20 protein-coding genes and 1 pseudogene are annotated in these 20,500 nt (G+C 38.2%); 12 read left to right on the forward strand and 9 right to left on the reverse strand.

Annotated elements, in window-relative coordinates:
- Positions 1-86 precede the first annotated feature (86 nt).
- The 8 genes from H7N69_RS03215 to H7N69_RS03250 all read left to right on the forward strand — a co-directional run bounded on the left by H7N69_RS03215 (position 87) and on the right by H7N69_RS03250 (position 7,759).
- Positions 87-461, forward strand: coding sequence for a chemotaxis response regulator CheY (locus tag H7N69_RS03215; protein ID WP_000772151.1), 375 nt, complete (start codon positions 87-89; stop codon positions 459-461).
- Between the two features lie 12 nt (positions 462-473).
- Complete coding sequence (gene prmA / locus H7N69_RS03220) at positions 474-1,451, forward strand: 50S ribosomal protein L11 methyltransferase (RefSeq protein ID WP_187884817.1); 978 nt, start codon at positions 474-476, stop codon at positions 1,449-1,451.
- Positions 1,452-1,459: 8 nt separating this feature from the next.
- The gene (gene ftsH, locus H7N69_RS03225; protein ID WP_000805304.1) at positions 1,460-3,358 is read left to right on the forward strand and encodes an ATP-dependent zinc metalloprotease FtsH; all 1,899 of its coding nucleotides are present in this window, start codon (positions 1,460-1,462) and stop codon (positions 3,356-3,358) included.
- A 2-nt stretch (positions 3,359-3,360) separates the two neighbouring features.
- The gene (locus tag H7N69_RS03230; RefSeq protein ID WP_187884781.1) at positions 3,361-3,615 is read left to right on the forward strand and encodes a hypothetical protein; all 255 of its coding nucleotides are present in this window, start codon (positions 3,361-3,363) and stop codon (positions 3,613-3,615) included.
- Positions 3,605-4,318 carry a CDP-diacylglycerol--serine O-phosphatidyltransferase gene (gene pssA / locus H7N69_RS03235; protein WP_156578805.1) on the forward strand — a complete coding sequence of 238 codons (714 nt, stop codon included), beginning with the start codon at positions 3,605-3,607 and terminating at the stop codon, positions 4,316-4,318. Before H7N69_RS03230 ends, pssA begins: the two co-directional genes overlap by 11 nt.
- A complete protein-coding gene (copA, locus tag H7N69_RS03240; RefSeq protein ID WP_187884782.1) occupies positions 4,315-6,540 on the forward strand; it encodes a copper-translocating P-type ATPase CopA in 2,226 nt (741 codons plus the stop codon). The genes pssA and copA overlap by 4 nt, the downstream gene beginning before the upstream one ends.
- Positions 6,541-6,741 (forward strand): copper-binding metallochaperone CopP, encoded by a 201-nt coding sequence (gene copP, locus H7N69_RS03245; RefSeq protein ID WP_000869076.1) that lies wholly within the window; start codon positions 6,541-6,543, stop codon positions 6,739-6,741.
- A 214-nt stretch (positions 6,742-6,955) separates the two neighbouring features.
- Positions 6,956-7,759, forward strand: coding sequence for a hypothetical protein (locus H7N69_RS03250; RefSeq protein WP_187884783.1), 804 nt, complete (start codon positions 6,956-6,958; stop codon positions 7,757-7,759).
- Between the two features lie 21 nt (positions 7,760-7,780).
- On the opposite strand, the gene csd4 is transcribed toward H7N69_RS03250, so the two are convergent.
- On the reverse strand, positions 7,781-9,097 hold the full coding sequence (csd4, locus tag H7N69_RS03255) for a DL-carboxypeptidase Csd4 (protein ID WP_097680802.1): 1,317 nt from the start codon (positions 9,095-9,097) through the stop codon (positions 7,781-7,783).
- Between the two features lie 135 nt (positions 9,098-9,232).
- Between csd4 and H7N69_RS03260 the strand changes: the two genes are divergently transcribed.
- Positions 9,233-9,748, forward strand: coding sequence for a flagellar FLiS export co-chaperone (locus H7N69_RS03260; protein WP_165559190.1), 516 nt, complete (start codon positions 9,233-9,235; stop codon positions 9,746-9,748).
- A gap of 3 nt (positions 9,749-9,751) precedes the next feature.
- On the opposite strand, the gene H7N69_RS03265 is transcribed toward H7N69_RS03260, so the two are convergent.
- The 8 genes and pseudogenes from H7N69_RS03265 to pyrB all read right to left on the reverse strand — a co-directional run bounded on the left by H7N69_RS03265 (position 9,752) and on the right by pyrB (position 18,359).
- The gene (locus H7N69_RS03265; protein ID WP_000780403.1) at positions 9,752-10,747 is read right to left on the reverse strand and encodes a HoxN/HupN/NixA family nickel/cobalt transporter; all 996 of its coding nucleotides are present in this window, start codon (positions 10,745-10,747) and stop codon (positions 9,752-9,754) included.
- Between the two features lie 56 nt (positions 10,748-10,803).
- Positions 10,804-11,476 (reverse strand): annotated as a pseudogene (locus tag H7N69_RS03270) (DUF3226 domain-containing protein).
- Between the two features lie 11 nt (positions 11,477-11,487).
- Positions 11,488-12,633, reverse strand: a complete 1,146-nt coding sequence (locus tag H7N69_RS03275) for an AAA family ATPase (protein WP_187884784.1) — start codon at positions 12,631-12,633, stop codon at positions 11,488-11,490.
- Between the two features lie 132 nt (positions 12,634-12,765).
- Positions 12,766-13,335, reverse strand: a complete 570-nt coding sequence (locus H7N69_RS03280; RefSeq protein ID WP_187884785.1) for a restriction endonuclease — start codon at positions 13,333-13,335, stop codon at positions 12,766-12,768.
- Between the two features lie 3 nt (positions 13,336-13,338).
- Positions 13,339-13,962, reverse strand: a complete 624-nt coding sequence (locus H7N69_RS03285; protein ID WP_187884786.1) for a neuraminyllactose-binding hemagglutinin family protein — start codon at positions 13,960-13,962, stop codon at positions 13,339-13,341.
- Positions 13,956-15,611, reverse strand: coding sequence for an ABC transporter ATP-binding protein (locus H7N69_RS03290; RefSeq protein ID WP_187884787.1), 1,656 nt, complete (start codon positions 15,609-15,611; stop codon positions 13,956-13,958). Before H7N69_RS03290 ends, H7N69_RS03285 begins: the two co-directional genes overlap by 7 nt.
- 90 nt (positions 15,612-15,701) lie before the next feature.
- Positions 15,702-17,141, reverse strand: a complete 1,440-nt coding sequence (gene hofB, locus H7N69_RS03295; protein WP_187884788.1) for an outer membrane beta-barrel protein HofB — start codon at positions 17,139-17,141, stop codon at positions 15,702-15,704.
- Positions 17,142-17,435: 294 nt separating this feature from the next.
- Complete coding sequence (gene pyrB, locus H7N69_RS03300; protein ID WP_187884789.1) at positions 17,436-18,359, reverse strand: aspartate carbamoyltransferase; 924 nt, start codon at positions 18,357-18,359, stop codon at positions 17,436-17,438.
- Between the two features lie 66 nt (positions 18,360-18,425).
- Here pyrB and H7N69_RS03305 point away from each other — a divergent pair, with 66 nt between their 5' ends.
- Genes H7N69_RS03305 through H7N69_RS03315 form a run of 3 tightly spaced genes read left to right on the forward strand, consistent with a single transcriptional unit; the run spans position 18,426 to position 20,456 of the window.
- Positions 18,426-18,941 carry a hypothetical protein gene (locus H7N69_RS03305; RefSeq protein ID WP_000523532.1) on the forward strand — a complete coding sequence of 172 codons (516 nt, stop codon included), beginning with the start codon at positions 18,426-18,428 and terminating at the stop codon, positions 18,939-18,941.
- Positions 18,941-19,648, forward strand: coding sequence for a 23S rRNA (cytidine-2'-O)-methyltransferase TlyA (gene tlyA / locus H7N69_RS03310; protein ID WP_187884790.1), 708 nt, complete (start codon positions 18,941-18,943; stop codon positions 19,646-19,648). The genes H7N69_RS03305 and tlyA overlap by 1 nt, the downstream gene beginning before the upstream one ends.
- Positions 19,614-20,456: a bifunctional riboflavin kinase/FAD synthetase gene (locus tag H7N69_RS03315; protein WP_187884791.1), complete on the forward strand. Its 843-nt coding sequence runs from the start codon at positions 19,614-19,616 to the stop codon at positions 20,454-20,456. Before tlyA ends, H7N69_RS03315 begins: the two co-directional genes overlap by 35 nt.
- Positions 20,457-20,500: the final 44 nt, after the last annotated feature.

Raw genomic sequence — 20,500 nt, forward strand, 5'->3', positions numbered from 1 at the left:
AATGATTTATTATTATAAGGCGTTAGAGACGCTTTGGCTGTTTAAAAAGAGCCTAATTTAAATGCAATCTTAAAAGGAGAAGCGCTTTGAAACTACTAGTAGTAGATGATAGCTCAACTATGAGAAGAATTATTAAAAATACACTTTCACGCTTAGGCTATGAAGATGTTTTAGAAGCTGAGCATGGGGTGGAAGCTTGGGAGAAACTAGACGCTAATGCGGACACTAAGGTGCTTATTACAGATTGGAACATGCCTGAAATGAACGGCTTGGATCTCGTTAAAAAGGTGCGCTCTGATAGCCGTTTTAAAGAAATCCCTATTATTATGATCACCACAGAGGGCGGTAAGGCCGAAGTCATTACGGCTTTGAAAGCGGGCGTGAACAACTACATTGTGAAACCTTTTACCCCCCAAGTTTTGAAAGAAAAATTAGAGGTTGTTTTAGGGACAAACGATTGAGTGTTAAAGCCAATGTATTATGAGTTTTTCTTTATCTTCCCTAAGGAGCGAGAGCTTTTTGAGAGCTTTCTTTTAGACACCACGCATCTAGCCTTAGAAGAATCAAGCTTAGAAAATTTAAAAGCGTTTGACGATGAAGAAACCATTGAATTTGTAAGCCAATCCAGTTGGCGTTATTTCGCCACTCATGACCCCCTAAAAGAAAATTTAAAAGAAAAACCCCCACATCTCAAGAATTTCGTTATTTTACGCTCTGAAAAAAATTTGAGCGCTTCGCTTTTTCCGGCGTTAAAAGCGTTTTGTTTGAACTTAAAGCAAAGTTTGCAAAGCGAGTTTGATTTTTTCTATCTTTCACGCAATCTAGCTTCAAAAGACTGGCTAGAAGCCTACAAACAAGCTGTTTTACCGGTGCGATGCGCCAAATTTTACATACACCCTAGCTGGCATCAAAAACCAAGCCATGTTGCTATAAATGATTGCATAATGATCGATCCGGCTTTGGCCTTTGGATCAGGCCATCATGAAAGCACTTCCATGTGTTTGGAATTGCTCTCTAATCTTGATTTAAAACGCAAAAACGCTTTAGATGTGGGCTGTGGGAGTGGGATTTTAAGCATCGCCTTAAAAAAACAAGGCGTTAGCGCTTTAGTAGCTTGCGATACGGATAGTTTAGCCATTGAAGAGACTCTAAAAAATTTTAGCCTGAATCAAATACCCCTATTAACGCAAGATAAAATCATTTATGGATCTACGCAAAAAATTGGAGGGCGTTTTGATATCATTGTGGCGAACCTTGTCGCTGATGTGATTAAGAGTTTGTATAGTGAATTTGTGCGGCTTTGTAACCACACTCTTATTTTATCAGGGATTTTAGAAACCCATTTAAACTCTGTTTTACAGATCTATTATAATGGGTTTGAGGTTTTAGAGCAACGACAGCGTAACGAATGGGTCGCTCTAAAATTGCTTAAAAAACAATCAATAAATTAAGGATTATAATGAAACCAACGAACGAACCTAAAAAACCTTTTTTTCAAAGTCCCATTGTCCTTGCGGTTCTTGGAGGGATTTTACTCATTTTTTTTCTACGCTCTTTCAATTCTGATGGCAGTTTTTCGGACAATTTCTTAGCTTCTAGCACTAAAAATGTGAGCTACCATGAAATCAAACAGCTCATCAGTAATAATGAAGTGGAAAATGTGAGTATCGGTCAAACTTTGATCAAAGCCAGCCACAAAGAGGGTAACAATCGTGTGATTTATATCGCTAAACGAGTGCCTGATCTAACCTTAGTGCCTTTGTTAGACGAGAAAAAAATCAATTATTCTGGTTTTAGCGAGTCTAACTTTTTTACCGACATGTTAGGGTGGCTCATGCCTATTTTAGTGATTTTAGGGCTATGGATGTTTATGGCAAACCGCATGCAAAAAAATATGGGTGGGGGTATTTTTGGCATGGGGAGCGCGAAAAAACTCATTAACGCTGAAAAACCCAATGTGCGTTTTAATGACATGGCGGGCAATGAAGAAGCCAAAGAAGAGGTGGTAGAAATCGTAGATTTCTTAAAATACCCTGAACGATACGCCAATTTAGGGGCTAAAATCCCTAAAGGCGTGCTGTTAGTAGGGCCTCCAGGAACCGGTAAAACCCTTTTAGCAAAGGCGGTGGCTGGCGAAGCGCATGTACCGTTTTTCTCTATGGGAGGGAGCAGTTTCATTGAAATGTTTGTGGGCTTAGGGGCAAGCAGGGTTAGGGATCTGTTTGAAACCGCTAAAAAACAAGCCCCTAGCATCATTTTTATTGATGAAATTGATGCCATAGGCAAGAGCAGAGCGGCTGGAGGCATGATAAGTGGGAATGATGAAAGAGAGCAAACCCTAAACCAGCTCTTAGCCGAAATGGATGGTTTTGGGAGCGAAAACGCGCCTGTCATTGTTTTAGCCGCAACGAACCGCCCTGAAATCTTGGATCCGGCTTTAATGCGTCCAGGACGCTTTGACAGGCAGGTTTTAGTGGATAAGCCTGATTTTAATGGCAGGGTAGAAATCTTAAAAGTGCATATTAAAGGCGTGAAACTCGCTAATGATGTGAATTTGCAAGAAGTCGCCAAACTCACCGCAGGGCTTGCAGGGGCGGATTTGGCGAATATCATCAATGAAGCTGCGCTTTTAGCAGGACGAAACAACCAAAAAGAAGTCAAACAACAGCATTTAAAAGAAGCGGTTGAAAGAGGGATTGCAGGGCTAGAAAAGAAAAGCAGGCGTATCAGTCCTAAAGAAAAGAAAATCGTCGCCTACCACGAAAGTGGGCATGCCGTGATTTCTGAAATGACTAAAGGGAGCGCTAGGGTGAATAAAGTTTCTATCATTCCAAGGGGCATGGCGGCTTTGGGCTACACCCTTAACACGCCTGAAGAAAACAAATACTTGATGCAAAAGCATGAACTCATCGCTGAAATTGATGTGCTTTTAGGCGGGAGGGCGGCTGAAGAAGTCTTTTTGGAAGAAATTTCTACCGGTGCGAGCAACGATTTAGAAAGAGCGACTGATATTATTAAAGGCATGGTGAGTTACTACGGCATGAGCAGTGTCAGCGGGCTTATGGTGTTAGAAAAGCAACGGAACGCCTTTTTAGGAGGCGGTTATGGAAGCAGTAGGGAATTTAGCGAAAAAACCGCAGAAGAAATGGATCTTTTCATTAAAAACTTGCTAGAAGAGCGCTATGAGCATGTCAAACAAACCTTGAGCGACTACAGAGAAGCGATTGAAATCATGGTCAAAGAATTGTTTGACAAAGAAGTCATTACAGGCGAGAGGGTGCGTGAAATCATCAGCGAATACGAGGCCGCCAATAATTTAGAAAGCCGTTTGATCCCTTTAGAAGAGCAAGCGAGTTAAAAGTGCGAGCTTACAAACAGATTTTTGATAAGGGTTTAAAGCCTTATGATAAACATTCTGTTTGTTTAAAGCTTTTTTCTAGGTTTTGTTTTCTCAAAATTCATGCTTACCAACAGCGTTATAAAGCGTTTGCTCTAACGCTCTTTTTTTGTGAGTTTTTTAACGCTTGTAAAATTTTTATTCCCATAATGGATTTTAAAATCGTTTTTATTCCTATTCTAAAAGCCAAGTTAAAAAGAATCTCTAATGCCTATTAACCCTCTCTATCTTTTCCCCAATCTTTTCACCGCTAGCAGTATTTTTTTAGGCATGATGAGTATTTTTTACGCTTCCAGTTATCAATTTGTCATGGCGTGTTGGTTAGTGGTAGCGAGCCTTATTTTAGACGGGCTTGATGGGCGTGTCGCAAGGCTTACCAACACCACTAGCAAGTTTGGCATTGAATTTGACTCTTTAGCTGATGTAGTCGCTTTTGGAGTAGCCCCAAGTCTTATTACTTACTTTTATGTGGGGTATAACTTTGGGCGCATAGGCATGGCGGTGAGCGCGTTGTTTGTGATTTTTGGAGCGATACGATTAGCGCGATTCAATATCAGCACCAACACAAGCGACCCCTATTCTTTCATCGGTATCCCCATTCCTGCGGCGGCGGTATTGGTGGTGCTTTGTGTGTTATTAGATAATAAATACCATTTCTTAGAAGGCAATACCGAAAAGTCGTTTTTAGGCTTTATTGTCTTATTAGGGGTGCTTATGGTGAGCAATATCCGCTACCCTAATTTTAAAAAAGTCAAGTGGAATCTCAAGCTTTTTATCTTAGTGTTGATCTTTTTATCGTTAGTGTTTGTGTGCCCTTTAGAGGCTTTGAGCGTGTTTATGGGGCTGTATTTGATTTATGGCATCATTCGGTGGCTCTTTTTAATGGTAAAAATTATTTTTAATAAAAATAAAAGCGCATGAAAGAATCTTTTTACATAGAGGGAATGACTTGCACGGCGTGTTCTAGTGGGATTGAACGCTCTTTAGGGCGTAAAAGTTTTGTGAAAAAAATAGAAGTGAGCCTTTTAAATAAGAGCGCTAACATTGAATTTAACGAAAACGAAACCAATTTAGACGAGATTTTTAAACTCATTGAAAAATTGGGTTATAGCCCTAAAAAAACTCTAGCAGAAGAAAAAAAAGAATTTTTTAGCCCTAATGTTAAATTAGCGTTGGCGGTTATTTTCACGCTCTTGGTTTTGTATCTTTCTATGGGGGCGATGCTTAGTCCTAGCCTTTTACCTGAAAGCTTGCTTACGATTAACAACCATAGTAATTTTTTAAACGCTTGCTTACAGCTTATAGGCACGCTCATTGTCATGCATTGGGGGAGGGATTTTTACATTCAAGGGTTTAAAGCCTTATGGCACAGACAACCTAACATGAGTAGCCTTATCGCCATAGGCACAAGCGCTGCTTTAATTTCAAGCCTGTGGCAATTGTATTTCGTTTATACGAATCAGTGGTCTTATGGGCATTATTATTTTGAAAGCGTGTGCGTGATTTTAACGTTTGTGATGGTGGGCAAACGCATTGAAAATATTTCTAAAGACAAAGCTTTAGACGCTATGCAAGCTTTGATGAAAAACGCCCCAAAAACCGCCCTTAAAATGCACAATAACCAACAGATTGAAGTTTTAGTGGATAGCATTGTGGTGGGGGATATTCTAAAAGTCCTCCCTGGAAGCGCGATTGCGGTGGATGGTGAAATCATAGAGGGCGAAGGGGAATTAGATGAAAGCATGTTAAGCGGTGAAGCGTTGCCGGTTTATAAAAAAGTCGGCGATAAAGTCTTTTCAGGGACACTCAACAGCAACACGAGTTTTTTAATGAAAGCCACGCAAGATAACAAAAACAGCACTTTGTCTCAAATTGTAGAAATGATCCATAACGCTCAAAGCTCAAAGGCAGAGATTTCTCGCTTAGCGGATAAGGTTTCAAGCGTGTTTGTGCCAAGCGTGATCGCTATCGCTATTTTAGCGTTTGTGGTGTGGCTCATCATTGCGCCTAAGCCTGATTTTTGGTGGAATTTTGGCACCGCTTTAGAAGTGTTTGTATCGGTTTTGGTGATTTCTTGCCCTTGCGCTTTAGGATTGGCTACGCCTATGAGTATTTTAGTGGCGAACCAAAAAGCGAGTTCTTTAGGCTTATTTTTTAAAGACGCTAAAAGTTTAGAAAAAGCAAGGCTAGTTAATACGATCGTTTTTGATAAAACCGGCACGCTCACTAACGGCAAGCCTGTCGTTAAAAGCGTCCATTCTAACATAGAATTATTAGAGCTATTGAGTTTAGCGAGCAGCATTGAAAAGAGCAGCGAACATGTCATTGCTAAGGGGATTGTAGAATACGCCAAAGAGCGTAACGCTCCCTTAAAAGAAATGAGTGAAGTTAAAGTGAAAACGGGCTTTGGCATCAGCGCTAAAGTAGATTATCAAGGCGCTAAAGAAATCATCAAAGTGGGTAACAGCGAATTTTTTAACCCTATTAACACGCTAGAAATTCAAGAAAACGGGATTTTAGTGTTTGTGGGTAGAGCGATCAATGAAAAAGAAGACGAGCTTTTAGGGGCGTTTGTTTTAGAGGATTTGCCCAAAAAAGGCGTGAAAGAGCATGTCGCTCAAATCAAAAATTTAGGCATTAACACCTTTCTTTTGAGTGGGGACAATAGGGAAAATGTCAAAAAATGCGCGCTTGAATTAGGGATAGATGGTTATATCAGCAACGCTAAACCACAAGACAAACTCAACAAGATTAAAGAGCTTAAGGAAAAAGGGCGGATCGTTATGATGGTGGGCGATGGCTTGAATGACGCCCCTAGCCTTGCTATGAGCGATGTGGCGGTGGTGATGGCTAAAGGGAGTGATGTGAGCGTGCAAGCAGCGGATATTGTGAGCTTTAATAACGACATCAAATCGGTTTATAGCGCGATTAAATTGAGCCAGGCGACCATTAAAAATATCAAAGAAAATTTGTTTTGGGCTTTTTGTTATAATAGCGTGTTTATCCCTTTAGCTTGTGGGGTTCTTTATAAGGCTAGTATCATGTTAAGCCCGGCGATTGCGGGTTTAGCGATGAGCTTAAGCTCTGTGAGTGTGGTCTTAAACTCCCAAAGGCTAAGGAATTTTAAAATTAAGGATCATTGAATGAAAGTTACTTTTCAGGTGCCAAGCATTACTTGTAGCCATTGCGTGGATAAAATTGAAAAATTTGTGGGCGAAATTGAAGGCGTGAGCTTTATTGATGCGAGCGTGGAAAAAAAGAGCGTGGTTGTAGAATTTGACGCTCCAGCGACACAGGATTTGATTAAGGAAGCCTTACTAGATGCGGGGCAAGAAGTGGTGTGATATAGAAGTGGTGTGATATAGAGTTAGCGGATTAATGTTAAAAGTGGTTCAGTATAAAAATAAGCCAAATACCGCAACATGCAAAAGGGTTATTGTCTTTGAATGCTTGGGTTTGTTTGGGTGTTTTTGCAACCGCTAGAAAAGGGGAGGAGTTTTAGGTAATAACACTCGTAATCTAAAATCAAAAAGAAGCTATCAAATATAAAGGATAAGCATGGGTATCAAAGAAAAAGAAATTGAGCTTGAAACCTTAAAACGAGAGATCGCGCAAGCGGAAGCGAGTTTGGAACAGGATTTCATTAAGCACATGGTGGATAAGACGAGCGAGAAAGTGGAAGATCTGTTTTTTAGCAACAAGCCCGAGTTTTACCGGTTTGTTTTCACGGAACAAAACAACTACTTAAGAGAAAAGCTAACGGACAAAGTGGGCAGAGCGATGGATTTAAGCGATGAAATCCAAAAAGATAAAACAGAAAACGAATCTTTAGAAAATGGCGCAAAATTCAAAAAGAGGTTTGTGTTTGAATTGCAAAATGATTTAATATTTTTGAGAACAACAAGGAATACCTATAGCGCTAAAATTGAACATGAAAATTTAGCGGCTAAAGACACTTTTAGATTGATCAAAGCAAATGATTTTAAAACTAAAATTTACCCCTATCAAATCATCCTACGCTTAAAAACAAAACACACCATTGTTTTTAGATGGTTGAAAAAAGAAATCATCAAACGCTTTGCTAAAAAAGATCTTTTCACCGAGACCCTATCCATAAAAATAACGGATAAAAAAGGGCGAAAATACGCCTTAATCGCAAACTATAACCATGCAAGCGATATTATTGAGCTAATGCTTGATGATAAAACCTACACCACCACCCTCTACTATCAAAAACCGCTTTTTGACTTGATTAAAAATTCTAATTTTAATTTGACAATCAAAGACAACACACTAGAAATAAATCAAGCTAAAAACGCCTATTCGTTTAAAGCGAAAAATACCAAAACCCTTGAATATTAAAAGGCAATGGATTTACCATTCCTACACAAATTTCACTAAGATCATCCCGCTAAACGCGTTGTTTTTATAAAATTCTATGCGATAGATCCTTTCTTGCTTGTCCAGTGAAAAGCGTTTTTGGAAATCTTTAAATCTAATCGTATAGCCCGCTTCATTAGGTTTACTTTCATTAGAAGCGCTAAAACCAATCACATTCACGCGGATGTTGTCCATAGCATGGATATAAAAACTCTCTTTCACTTCAACCACGCTCCCTATCTTAACCATTTGATCCTTATTGTCAATTTGCATTTTCACTTCTTCTAAAGAAGGATCAAACTCTATATAAAAGGGCGATAATCGTGTCATGAGCTTGTTGCCGTATTTTAAAAACACTTCTTGTTTATTTTTGACTAGCCCCACAATGTAGGCGTTGCTCTCTATGGGGATTTGTGGGATTTTAGTGTTGTGGGGTAAGGGGAAATGATTGAGTTTAGAGCGCAAGTTAAAAAGGGGCATTTTAGGCAGAGAGTCGATTTTTGCCCATAAGTTTTTATCGTTGATTAGGGCATGCACGCTGTTAGGGTTAAGCTCAAAATCGCGCTTAAAAGGGATATTGAGTTGATTGAGTAAGCCCTCAATGGCTTGCAAGTGGTAAAACACCCTTGACGCTAAAGGGAGTTCTTTGCTGGCTTCATTGGCAAAAGCGCTCTTTTTTTGGTTGATCGCATAAAAAGTTAGGGCTTTTTGCATTTCTGTATCGCCTTGCGCGGTGCGCGTGTTTTTTAAATGATACTCCTCAATGGGGTGCAATAAATGGGCGTTGATGCTCTCAATCGTATTGTTTGCAAAAGAAAGCAAGTTAGGGAATTTCGCCCCTTTAACCTCATCTTGATCAATAATAAAGCAATTCCCCCAGCGTTTAGGATTGAGCATCGCATCAACATAAACAGGGCGATAATACCCACCGCCATCATGCAAATGCAAGACAGCATCCACGCTAGGCTTTGCAATCAAGGATTTGATTTCTTGGATAGTGGGGTATTCAGGGTCATTCTTGTCTAAAGCGGCAAATTTGCGGTTCATATCCCCATACAAGCCCCTGTGATTTCTTAACATGGAAGGCTTATTCAATACCGGAACCACTTCCACCAAGCCTTTTAAAACGCTATAGTGCATTAAAAACAAATTAGTTGCATTAAACCCTCCAGGCTCATCGCCTTGAATCCCCGCTAAAAGCAACAAATGGGGAGCTTTGTCTCTATCTTCTACATTTGTAGGGGCTTTTTCTATCGTTTCTATCGCATGCAAAAACACCCAAGAATACAAACCCCACACCAAAAGCCATATTTTTTTCATTCAATCTCTCTACTATTTAAAACTAAAAGATCGCTAATTATACCTAAAAACCTTTTTAAGGGTGTTTTTTAAAATTTCCATAAAAAAGGAACGAAAAATGCTTGTGAATGATCAATTCTATTTAAAAGGTTTTTTATGGATATTTTAAAAACTCTTCAAAAGCATTTGGGCGATGTTGAAACAAGCGATTTTAAAACCAATGCGATAGAAAAATCCCAACAAATCGCTAAATTCAGTAGGGACATGAAAAATATAAACGAGAGCGTTGGAGCGTTACAAGTCTTGCAAATCGCTTGCAAAAAGCTTTTCAATAAGAGCATGGGTTTAGAAGATAAAGACGCTTTGCAAGCTTCTATCATCAAACAAGAATTGCGAGAAATTGTAGAAAATTGCCAGTTTTTAGCCTCCCCTTTGTTTGACACTCAGCTCAACATTGCCATTAACGATGAAGTTTTTTCCATGATTGTGGCTAATCCGTTGGATTTATTGGAAAATGCGGGCGAGTTTCAAGCTTATTTGGAAGAAAAATTAAACGAAATTAAGGGATTATTAGGTTATTTGAGCGAAAGCCTTTCAAACCCTAAATCCTTTACGCCAAGTTTTTCAAATAAAAACCTTAAAGATTTGTTGAGCGATAACTTGAGAGCTTAAAATCTAGCCTTCTAGTTTAGAAAATTTGATTTTCCATAAGAAGAATGAGCCTAAAAACGCTATCACGAATAAGCCCACCAAGTAATAACCTAAATCTGTAAATTCCAGGCTTTGCAGGGTGCTTAAAAGGCGGTTTTCAAATTTTAAATGGAGTTTCTCGCTAACGACTTGAAAAAGCTCAATCAACCCGATAAAAAGCGCGATAAACACGCTTAAGGCGGTGATGGAAATGTTGTAGTAGATTTTTCTTAAAGGGGTTTTGAACGCCCAATCATACGCCTTAAGCATGAACGCCCCATCTAATGTGTCAAACAAACTCATGCCAGCGGCAAAAAGAATGGGTAAAGAGAGCATGCCCACCACACTCACTTTAATCGCGCTGCTAGAGAGGGCCAAAAGCGCGATTTCACTAGCGGTATCAAAGCCTAGCCCAAAAAGAAAACCCACAGGATAAATATGCCACGACTTGGAAACGAAATTAAACAAGGGTTTAAAAAAGCGGTTGAGTAAGCCCCTACTCGTTAAAAGCCGTTCAATCTCTTCGTTTTGTTGCTGGCTCAAGCTTTCATTAGAATGCGATTTTTTGAAGATTTTTAATAAATCTATTAAAATAATCGCATTCAATAGCCCTATAATGAGCAAGAAAAGCCCAGAAACTAAAGTCCCCACTACCCCCCCTATTTCTTCTAGCATCGGCGTATGCTCTTTAGCCCAAGCGATCGCAAACGCGCTGATAATGGTCATTAAAATCACCACGCTTGAATGCCCCATAGAAAAGTAAAACCCCACGCCATAGGCGTTTTTGCCCTGTTGGGTGAGCTTTCTAATGGTGTTGTCTATGCAAGCGATGTGATCCGCATCAAACGCATGCTTTGCCCCTAGCATGTAAGCCATAGACGCCGCCGCATAAAACGAAGCGTTATTAGCCATAAAGAGCAACGCCAAACCCAATGCATGCAAGAACACAATCGCTAAAAAATAAGGAAACCACAATTTCACAGCGCGCCTTTTGTAAAAATAATATTTTTTAAGTGATTGTAATATATTTTGTTAAATTAGAAAATCTTAAGTTTTGTTTTTTGATTATTTTGCGAATTGCCCTAGAAAATCTTTAAGGGGAATGAGAGATTTTGAGTTAAAATCAATCACTTCTTTTAGTTTTTCATATTCTTCTTTGTGTTCTTCCTTTATTTTACCTTTATCATCAAAAACACCTATATTGGTCTTGGTCAAATTCTCTAATCCAAGTGCTTCTAAATAGGCATACAGCATATTTTTTCTTATGTTTTTAATCGGTTTATAATGTTCTTTACTTTTAATGCATTCTAAGTATCCTTCAAAACATTTAAGAAATTCATCGTGTTTAGCAATTTTTAATAACAGGGTTTCTAAATCGCCATCATCTTGATTGTTAGGGAATAAAAAAATTTGTTCTTTGGGAAAATCAATCCCTTTTTCTTTGAATTTTTCACGAATATGCTTAAGCTTGTTATTAAAACCTGCATCGCTTTCTTGGCTCTCTTCTTTTATGTCTGCATCAAAAATAATGCACACTTGTTTGTATCTGTGGTCTTCATTATTTAAAATACTCTTAATATTCTTACAAAGTCCATCTGAGAATAATTGATCTTTACCTTCTACATGGATTATATCAAAATGAGCTTGATATTCCCAAACATCAAGACACCAACTTAGAAAATTTTTATCACTTTTTCCTTCTGTATAAATGAGTGTCTTTTTTACTCATAATTATTTTCCTTAAACCTTTCTTTACCTCCAAAAAGATTGGTGCTATTCTTGAAATAAAGAGATAAATTTTCTCCATAATAAGACTCTGCAACGATTAAATCATCGTATTGTTCCAAGCAAAACAACTTAGTTTGATGCGCAAAATCCTTTTCTCTGATAACTTGATCTAAAATTTCTATAAATTCTTGGTTGTGGGTAGTCATAAACACTTGCAAATTACCATCTTTGTTGTCGTTGATAAAATCAATAACACACCTTAATAATAATTTCATGCGAGAAAAGTGTAAGCCATTCTCCACTTCATCAATATAAATCGTTTTTGCGTTATCAGCCATAAAAGTACTTACAATATGCAAATATTTCTTCAAACCATCGCCAAATGCAGATAGTGGGAGTTTTTCTTTGATATTTTTCACTTTTAATTTGAGTTGGTTGTTGGTATTAAAGCTAATAGATTGGATATTGTTATCAAATTGATTAAGATGTTTATTTAATTCTTCTTCTAATTGGTTGTTACTGCAAATTTTACTCACTGCTTGAATCATATGAGCTTGCCTGTAAACAACATCGCTAGGTATTATGACAGCGCTTTCAAAGGGTAAAAGTTTTTGCAATTGATTAGGATCAAAATTCTTAAATTGCCTATTGTAACCTGACTGATTAGGAATTGGTGGGAAATTGGGAACTTTAGCAATATTTAAGTGATCGTTATAGATTTCTTCATTATTTTTTTTAAGAGTGAAATTAAGCTGAGAGAGCATTTGAGTTTGTTCTGCTGTAGGTATTATTTGCGACTCTATTACCTTTTGGTTTTCACTGGCTATGAATTTTATTTGCAAGTCCAAGGTTTGATTGTTGTCTAAAGTTGTAACAATTTGTATTTCTTCCTTAGTGTCCAAACCATAAAACATCAAGTTCTTTGATTCTGATGTTAAAGGCTCTTTGCGTATATTGTCATAAATTTCTAATACATTAGTGCATGGATGCATGGATTTACCTACCAAATAATACAACGCTTCTAACAAATTGGATTTGCCCGCATTGTTTTGGCCGGTGATAATATTAAGTTTGGTAAAACCATCAATTTGAGTGTCCTTAAAAGTCTTAAAATTTTTAATGCGAACAGACTGAATCATTGAACCCCTTTATCCAAACAAAAATTGATGCTAAATTTTCATATTATAACGCATGCGATTACGACAAAATTTAATAGGAAATAAATAAGAAATCATAAAAATAAAAGCATTATATAAATTATCCTATTTGGATTAGTTTTTCCCACCCAAAAATTTGACCCATTCGTCTCTATCAATCAAAAGCACTTCGTTAGCTTGAGCCAGTTTTTGAGCGGCCTGCGTGAAATAGCTATTGGTGATCACGCAAGCTTTTTCGCAAGCGTAGTAAGCTTTAGAAGAGACCACCTCTTGAATGGCTTTGGGTGAAACTTTATGCGAGTAGCGTTTGGCCTGAACCGCCCACTTGATGCCGTCTTTTTCTATAATCAAATCCGCTCCATAATCGCCGCTTTTTTGAGTGATTGTAACTTCAAAACCCTTTGAAGTGAAAAAGATTTTGGAGTATTCTTCAAATTCAAAGCCGTTCATGGCGTCTATTTTTTGCAAAATGCGTTTGAGTTGGCGCTTCTTATACGAAGAAATAACGCCTTGAAATAACACTAATATTGAAAAAACGCCAAGAAGTGCTAACAATTTTAAAAGCAAATCATTAGCCGAAGTTACTAATTTCAATTCTAGAGATTTTTCCAACAAAACATGCCAAGTTAAATAAATCCCTACCGAAAACAAAACAACAAAAATAAAGAATACAATCTTTTTCATGCCCTAAAGCCATGCCGCATTTTCTATAGCGTTCAAACGCTTTTCTAAACCCTCCATAAGAGAATAGTAAGCCTTATTAAGGGCCTTGATTAAAGCGTTATGATAGGATTTGTCCTCTTGGGAAAAAAGAGAGGGGTTATCGCCCAAACGATTAGCGTAATAAACAGGCACGCTGAAAGAGGTGGGGATTAAAAGGGTGTCAAACGGGCAAGTTGTTTGCGGGACGCATTCTAAAATCAAGCTCGCTTGAAGGTTTAAAAAACGCATGACGGATTTTGGGTCAGCGTTAGGCTCAATCGTCTTTTTAAGCCTTTCTTTAATGGCTTTTAAATCCTTAGGACTCTCTTCAAAAGAAAAAAAAACATTGCCTGAAACATTGAAAGTGAGAGTGCTTTTATCTTTTAAAAAATAAGCGATTTGTTGGGCGAGTGCTTTTTTAAATTCTTTTTGGTAAAAGGGCGGCACAAAATGGGCGTTAAAAAAGATTTTAGGAGGGTTTAAAGTAAAAACGGTTTTTAAAGCGCTGTTTTTGGGGTAATCTTTATATTTTAAATGGAGCGTCGTTTTGTTGAAAAACTGACACCCTAGTAAAATAAAAGCAACACCAACGCTTAAAACCCTTAGCATTCTATCAAACGCCCATGCTCTAATTTCACATGCTTAGTGGCTAATTTAAGCGTGCTTGGGTTGTGCGAGATGAGAATGATCAAGCGGTTTTGTTTCAATTCCAAAATGCTTTGTTTAACACTCTCTTCTGTGTGATTGTCTAAAGCGGAAGTGGCTTCATCAAAGATTAAAACTTGAGCGTCTTTATACAAGGCTCTTGCAATGGCGATTCTTTGGCGTTGTCCACCGCTAAGATTAGCGCCAAATTCATCTAAAACGCTTTCTATCCCATGAGGCATTTTTTCCACAAAATCTAAGGCTTGGGCTTTTTTTAGGCATTCTTTGATTTTTACCTCATCAATTTCTAAGCCATACGCCACATTTTCAGCCACGCTCCCGTTAAAAATAAACACCCTTTGAGTGACAACGCTAATCTTTTCCCTCAAGGATTTTTGAGTGATGCTCTCTATTTTTTGATCATTGATGAAAATTTCGCCCTGGCTTGGCTCATAAAGGCGTAAGATCAGATTCACTAATGAGCTTTTACCGCTCCCGCTTTCGCCTTTTAGAGCGATGATTTCATTTTGTTGGAATTTCAAACTAATATCGCTTAAAACATAACGCTCTTGATTGTCTAGTGCATAAGTCAGCCATACCTTTTTAAATTCTATGGTGTGTATAGAATCATCTAGCGTTAATTCCCCATCAACAATAGCCGGCTCTCTTTCTAAAATCTCATGGATCCTATCGCTAGCGACTAAAGCTTCTTGAAAATTAGAAACGATCCTAGTTAAGCGTTTGATCGGCGTATAGAGCATAAAAAGGGCTGTGATGAAAGAAAAAAACGCCCCCACGCTAATATGGCCCCTAATCACTTCATTCCCCCCTAAATAAATCACTAACGCTATAGCGATTGATCCTAAAAACTCCATTAAAGGCGAAGAAATTTCAGCCACGGCGATGTTTTTGATACCGATTTTAAAAAACGCTTCATTTTCTTTCACAAAAGCCTTATGCTCTAACTTTTCGCCATTAGAGATTTTAATCGCTTCCACATTGTTAAAGACTTCACTCAAACGAGCGGTGATTTTGGCGTTACTCTCTTGATGGGACTTAGCGAGTTTTTTAACCTTACGAATGATTTTACTGATAGGAATAGCAGCTAGCGGCATGATCACTAGCCCCACTAACGCTAATTTAGGGCTTTGATAGATCACCACCCCCACTAACCCAACAATCGTTAGCCCTTCTCTTAGGCTTTCTGAAAGGTAATTGGACAAACTCGCTCTGATCAAACCTATATCATTGGTGATCCTTGCGATCAATTCGCCCTTTTTCGTCCTGTTAAAAAAATCCATTTCCATTTTGAGAAGGCTTTCTAGCATGGCGTTGCGTATTTTTTTGACAATATCAAGCCCGATAAAGTTAGTGAAATAAGTGCCAACATAGATGCCCCCACTCTTCCCCAAATACGCTAAGATCACTAAAAAAGGCAGGATTTTGAGCATGTGAGTGTCTTTATTGATAAAAATTTCATCTAAAGTGGGCTTGACTAAATAAGTCCCCCAAGCCGTGCTTAAAGCCACCACTAAAGAAGAAAATAAAACCACTATAAAACTTTTATAATGCTCTTTAAGGTATTTAGAATACCGCCTGAAAAAGAGTTTCAAATGCTTAACCTTTGGATTTGATTAAACTTGTATTATAGTGTTTTTATTAAGGGATTTTTAACGCTTTAATAAACAGCTTAAAGCTATTTATTAGAATTTGGCGCTAAGAGTTGTCATCAAATGGCTTCTGTCTGAATAAAGCGCTTTAGAGCCAGGCGTGGGTCTGTAGCTCCCTACCGTAAAGCCTGCATGCGTCATCACACCCAAATATTCTAATTTCACGCTCGCTGTCAAACTCTTGCTGATCTTATAGCCCACATTAACAGCCGCGCTCGCTTCATTGGCTAAAGTGCCGCTAGTCCAACGCCATAAAGTCCCCCACAGCCATTTTTTATGCACGCCCCCACCAAAAACCCAACCAGAGACGGCATCAGCGGTTACGACATGGCTTATCGCTTGCCCTATATCATAAACGCTATTGGTCCAAAAATCAATGCCTAAAGGGTTTCCTGTCGTGCCTATGTAAGCGTTTGCGTTTTTCCATACTTTATAAAACGCTCCCCCAAAATTAAATTCATTGTAATCAAATCGTTGCCTAATGAGCAAGCTTTGCCCAGCGGTGCCCGCTTTCACAGCGTAACGATAAGTATCCCTTTTAAGGGGGGCATGGACAGGGAGCAAAATATAAGCCTTCGTTTCGGATCTAAAGCCCACGCCATCAAAATTAGGGTTGCTATCATAGCCTACAGCCACCCCAGGGCTATAATAAGTCCCGGGCGAAAACTGGAAAAAGGGGCTGATACTAACCCCTTTTCTTTCATAAGTGTAATCCACTAAATGGATACCATAATTCAAAGTGCGCCCATTTTTAATCACGGTTCTTGGAGAGTAAAAATCATAAATCCACTCCCCATAAGCGAACGCCCTACCCCATGAGCTAAACCACCATAATTTATGACTCCCCTCATTTTTATCCTTGATTTTAGCGCTGATTTCAAAACCTTGCGTGTAACCGCTCATATAAGGGGCATTGGATTGATAACGCCCTCCTTTAGCTAAAAAAATATCTTTATAGCGGTATTCTAAAAAAGCGTTATTCATCAAGTAATTACGGCGGATCTTATTGGCTCTAGCGTTCCCGCACGCTATAGAATCAATCACCTTGCCATCAGATCCAAGCGCGCATTCATGGATACTCGTGCCATCAAGCAAGGCTCTTTTACCCCCTAAATAGCCATCCCAATAACCGATGTAGTTATAAATAACCGATCCGCCTTGATTGAATTTCGTGCTATCATAAGCGACCCCTCCTAGCGTGCCACCGACTTTTCCCTCTAAAACATGCCCTTGATCTTTAAGGCCTTTAGATAAAAAATCCGCATAAATATTGCCCTGACCTACAGCGGTTACAAAAGTCTCTGTAGGATAAATCCCCCTAGCTATGTCAATCTTTTTTTTATTAAAGCCAACTTTAGAAAAGGACTCCGCTAAAACTTCAATTTTATAATCAAACGCTTGCACAGAAGCGCTCAAACTTAAAACATATAACCCGCAAAAAACTTTATTCTTTAAAGGCGTGCTATTTCTCATTTTTTTCCTTTTAATAACCAATACATCTTAAAGATTATGACTTAAAGACTATACAATTCTTAACTGATCTAAAAACAAAGAAGCGTAATCAAGCTATTTATTTACTTTTAATTAACTCAACTATTTTAGATTATAACGAAATTTTTTTAGTTTCATACTAAAATGAGATAAGGTAAATCAAAATTTGATCAAAGTGGGATTTTTGTGCTGTTTTATAACCAAACCCATTTTTTTAATATGAAAGTTCTCATATTGATTTTAAAAATGCCAAAAAGCATTTTTTAAGTTTGACAATCAATCTAATAGCAAAAACTCCAACACCGCCATGCGCATCGCCACGCCGTTTTTGACTTGCTCTAAAACTTTAGATCGCTTATCTTCTAACACCGCGCTTTCTATATCAATATCCCTATGCACCGGGCCTGGGTGTAAAATAATGACCTCTTTATTTTTAGCGTGAGCCTCTAGGCGTTTTTGGGTGATGCAATAAGCGTTGCCATAATCTTTCAAGCTCGCAAAAATGGGTGCGTTGTGCCGTTCGGTTTGAGTCCTCAAACTCATTAAAATGTCTGCAAATGCTATCGCTTCTTCAACGTTATGCGTCGTTTTTAAAGAAGTGGTAGGGAGCATGGAGCTTGGAGCGCACAGCATGATCTCAAGCCCTAGTCTTTGGAGCAATTTAATGTTACTATTAGCCACTCTGGAATTTTTCACATCGCCTATGAAAGCGATTTTCTTCCCTTTTAGATTTTCTAAACTGCCAAAATGCTGATAAAGGGTAAGCAAGTCTAATAACGCTTGGGTAGGGTGAGCGCTTGTGCCGCTTCCTGCGTTAATCAAGGGGCATTGTGAAAATTCGGCTAATTTAAAAGGCGCGCTTGAAAAAGCATGCCGTGTGATAATAGCGTCAGGCTGCATGGCATGGATATTTTTAAAAGTGTCTATTAGAGTTTCACCCTTTGAAGTGGAGCTCGTTTGCATGTTTAATTTCACTATTTTTGCCCCTAACCTCAAGCTTGCGATTTCAAAACTAGACACCGTTCTGGTGGAATTTTCAAAAAACAACGCCACGATGATTTTATCTTGCATTTTTTCTTTTGTCTCTAAAGATACGGCGTTAAAATCGTTCGCATAAACGCTCGCTTTGTTTAATAAAAGCTTGATTTCATCTAAGCTTAAATCGCTGGTTTGGAGCAAGTGTCGGCATTTTTTTGGCATAAAACCCCCTTTTAGTTATAATATCGGTTTTATTTTAGCTAAAAATGGTAGGGGTTTTAGCAAGGAATGGGCTTGAAAAATCTCTCAACACTTCTGGTGTTTTTATTCTTTTGTTTGGGGTGTGTGAGCAATTTCAATGAAGACACCTACACGCTAGACTTAGTTTTAGAAAAAAAGATCCAAGCCAGCAGGAAAGGCGAAATCACCCAAGATAATGTGCCTATCATCACGGCTATCGCTACGCATTTAAACGATGTGGATAGCGGCACTTACTACGATCATGAGTATTTTTTAGTGGAAATTTTCACGCAAAATAACGACTGGATAGATGATGGTTATATCTCTTATGAACTTTTTGGCACAAAACCTACAGGCTCAGAGCCTTTATGGGTGCGAGAAATCACAAAAGATGAATTTGATGGCATTTTAGAAACCACGAACCGGTGGAGCCGAGCCTTTTTGATCGCTTTTGACAAATTGGATTATTTAGCGGTGCAAGAAGCCAAACTAGAGCTTGATGCCTATAGTTTAGGCAAAATTGTTTTTAATTTCGCTTACCAAGTCCCCTTACCTCAATTTTAATGCGCCTAGACTACGCCCTATTCAACCAGCATTTAGCAAATAGCAGAGAAAAAGCTAAAGCGTTGGTTTTAAAAAAACAGGTTTTAGTCAATAAAATGGTGGTTTCTAAACCCTCTTTTATCGTTAAAGAGAGTGATCAAATTGAACTCATCGCTCCCAATCTATTCGTTAGTAGGGCTGGGGAAAAATTAGGGGCTTTTTTAGAAGATCATTTTATAGATTTTAAAGAAAAGGTCGTTTTAGATGTGGGAGCGAGTAAGGGAGGCTTTAGTCAAGTGGCTCTTTTAAAAGGGGCTAAAAAGGTGCTTTGCGTGGATGTGGGGAAAATGCAATTAGATGAAAGTTTGAAAAACGACCAGCGCATAGAATGTTATGAAGAATGCGATATTAGAGGGTTTAAAACGCCAGAAACAATTGATTTAGTGCTTTGTGATGTGAGCTTTATTTCTTTATATTGTATTTTAGAAGCGATTGTGCCTTTAAGCGGTGAATTTTTGGTGCTTTTCAAACCGCAATTTGAAGTGGGCAAAGCCATAAAACGCAATAAAAAGGGGGTGGTAATGGATAAAGAAGCCATTTTAAACGCTTTAGAAAACTTTAAAAACCATTTAAAAACAAAGGATTTTCAAATCTTAAAGATCCAAGAAAGCTTAGTGAAAGGGAAAAACGGGAATGTTGAATTTTTTATCCATTTCAAGCGAGCCTGAGATTAAAAGCCTAGCTATCGGTAAATTTGATGGCTTGCATTTAGGGCATCAAGCCCTTTTTAAGGAATTAAAAGATCCCAAAGCCCTTTTAATCATAGAAAAAAAGCATTACACTAAAGGCTATTTAACCCCCCTAAAATACCGCGCCAAACTCGTTAAGATGCCTTTATTTTTTGTGTATTTAGAAGAAATTTCACAATTAAACGCCCTAGATTTTTTAGAGCTTTTAAAAAAGAAATTCCCCAACTTAGAACGCCTAGTCGTAGGCTATGATTTCAGGTTTGGGCATGGGAGGCAAAATGACGCTTTATTTTTAAAAGAGCGTTTTGAAAAAACCATTATTGTGCCTGAAGTGAAAGTCCAAAATATTAGCGTGCATTCTAAGATGATCAAACTAGCCCTAAGTCATGGCGACTTGCTTTTAGCTAACAAGCTCTTAGGCAGGCCTTATGAAGTGTGTGGGGAAGTCATTAGCGATCAAGGCTTAGGGCATAAAGAATTAGCGCCTACTTTAAATATCAAAACTAAAGATTTTATCCTCCCTAGCTTTGGGGTGTATGCGAGTTTGGTGAAAATAAAAGATCAGATTTATCAAAAAAGCGTGAGTTTTATAGGCAATCGCTTAAGCACGGATCACAATTTCGCCATAGAATGCCATGTTCTTGATACTATCATAGAAAACCCGCCCAAAGAAATCGCTTTGCGTTGGGTTCAAAAAATACGAGACAACATGCGTTTTTCTTCGTTAAAAGAGCTTAAAAATCAGATCCAACAAGACATCTTAATGGCCAAAGAGATTTTGAGATAATTTGTGTTAAAATGGCTTTTAAAAACCTTAAAAATGGAAAAATT

The organism is Helicobacter pylori (genome assembly GCF_014497725.1).
In the GTDB taxonomy this organism is placed as follows: Bacteria; Campylobacterota; Campylobacteria; order Campylobacterales; family Helicobacteraceae; genus Helicobacter; species Helicobacter pylori_DE.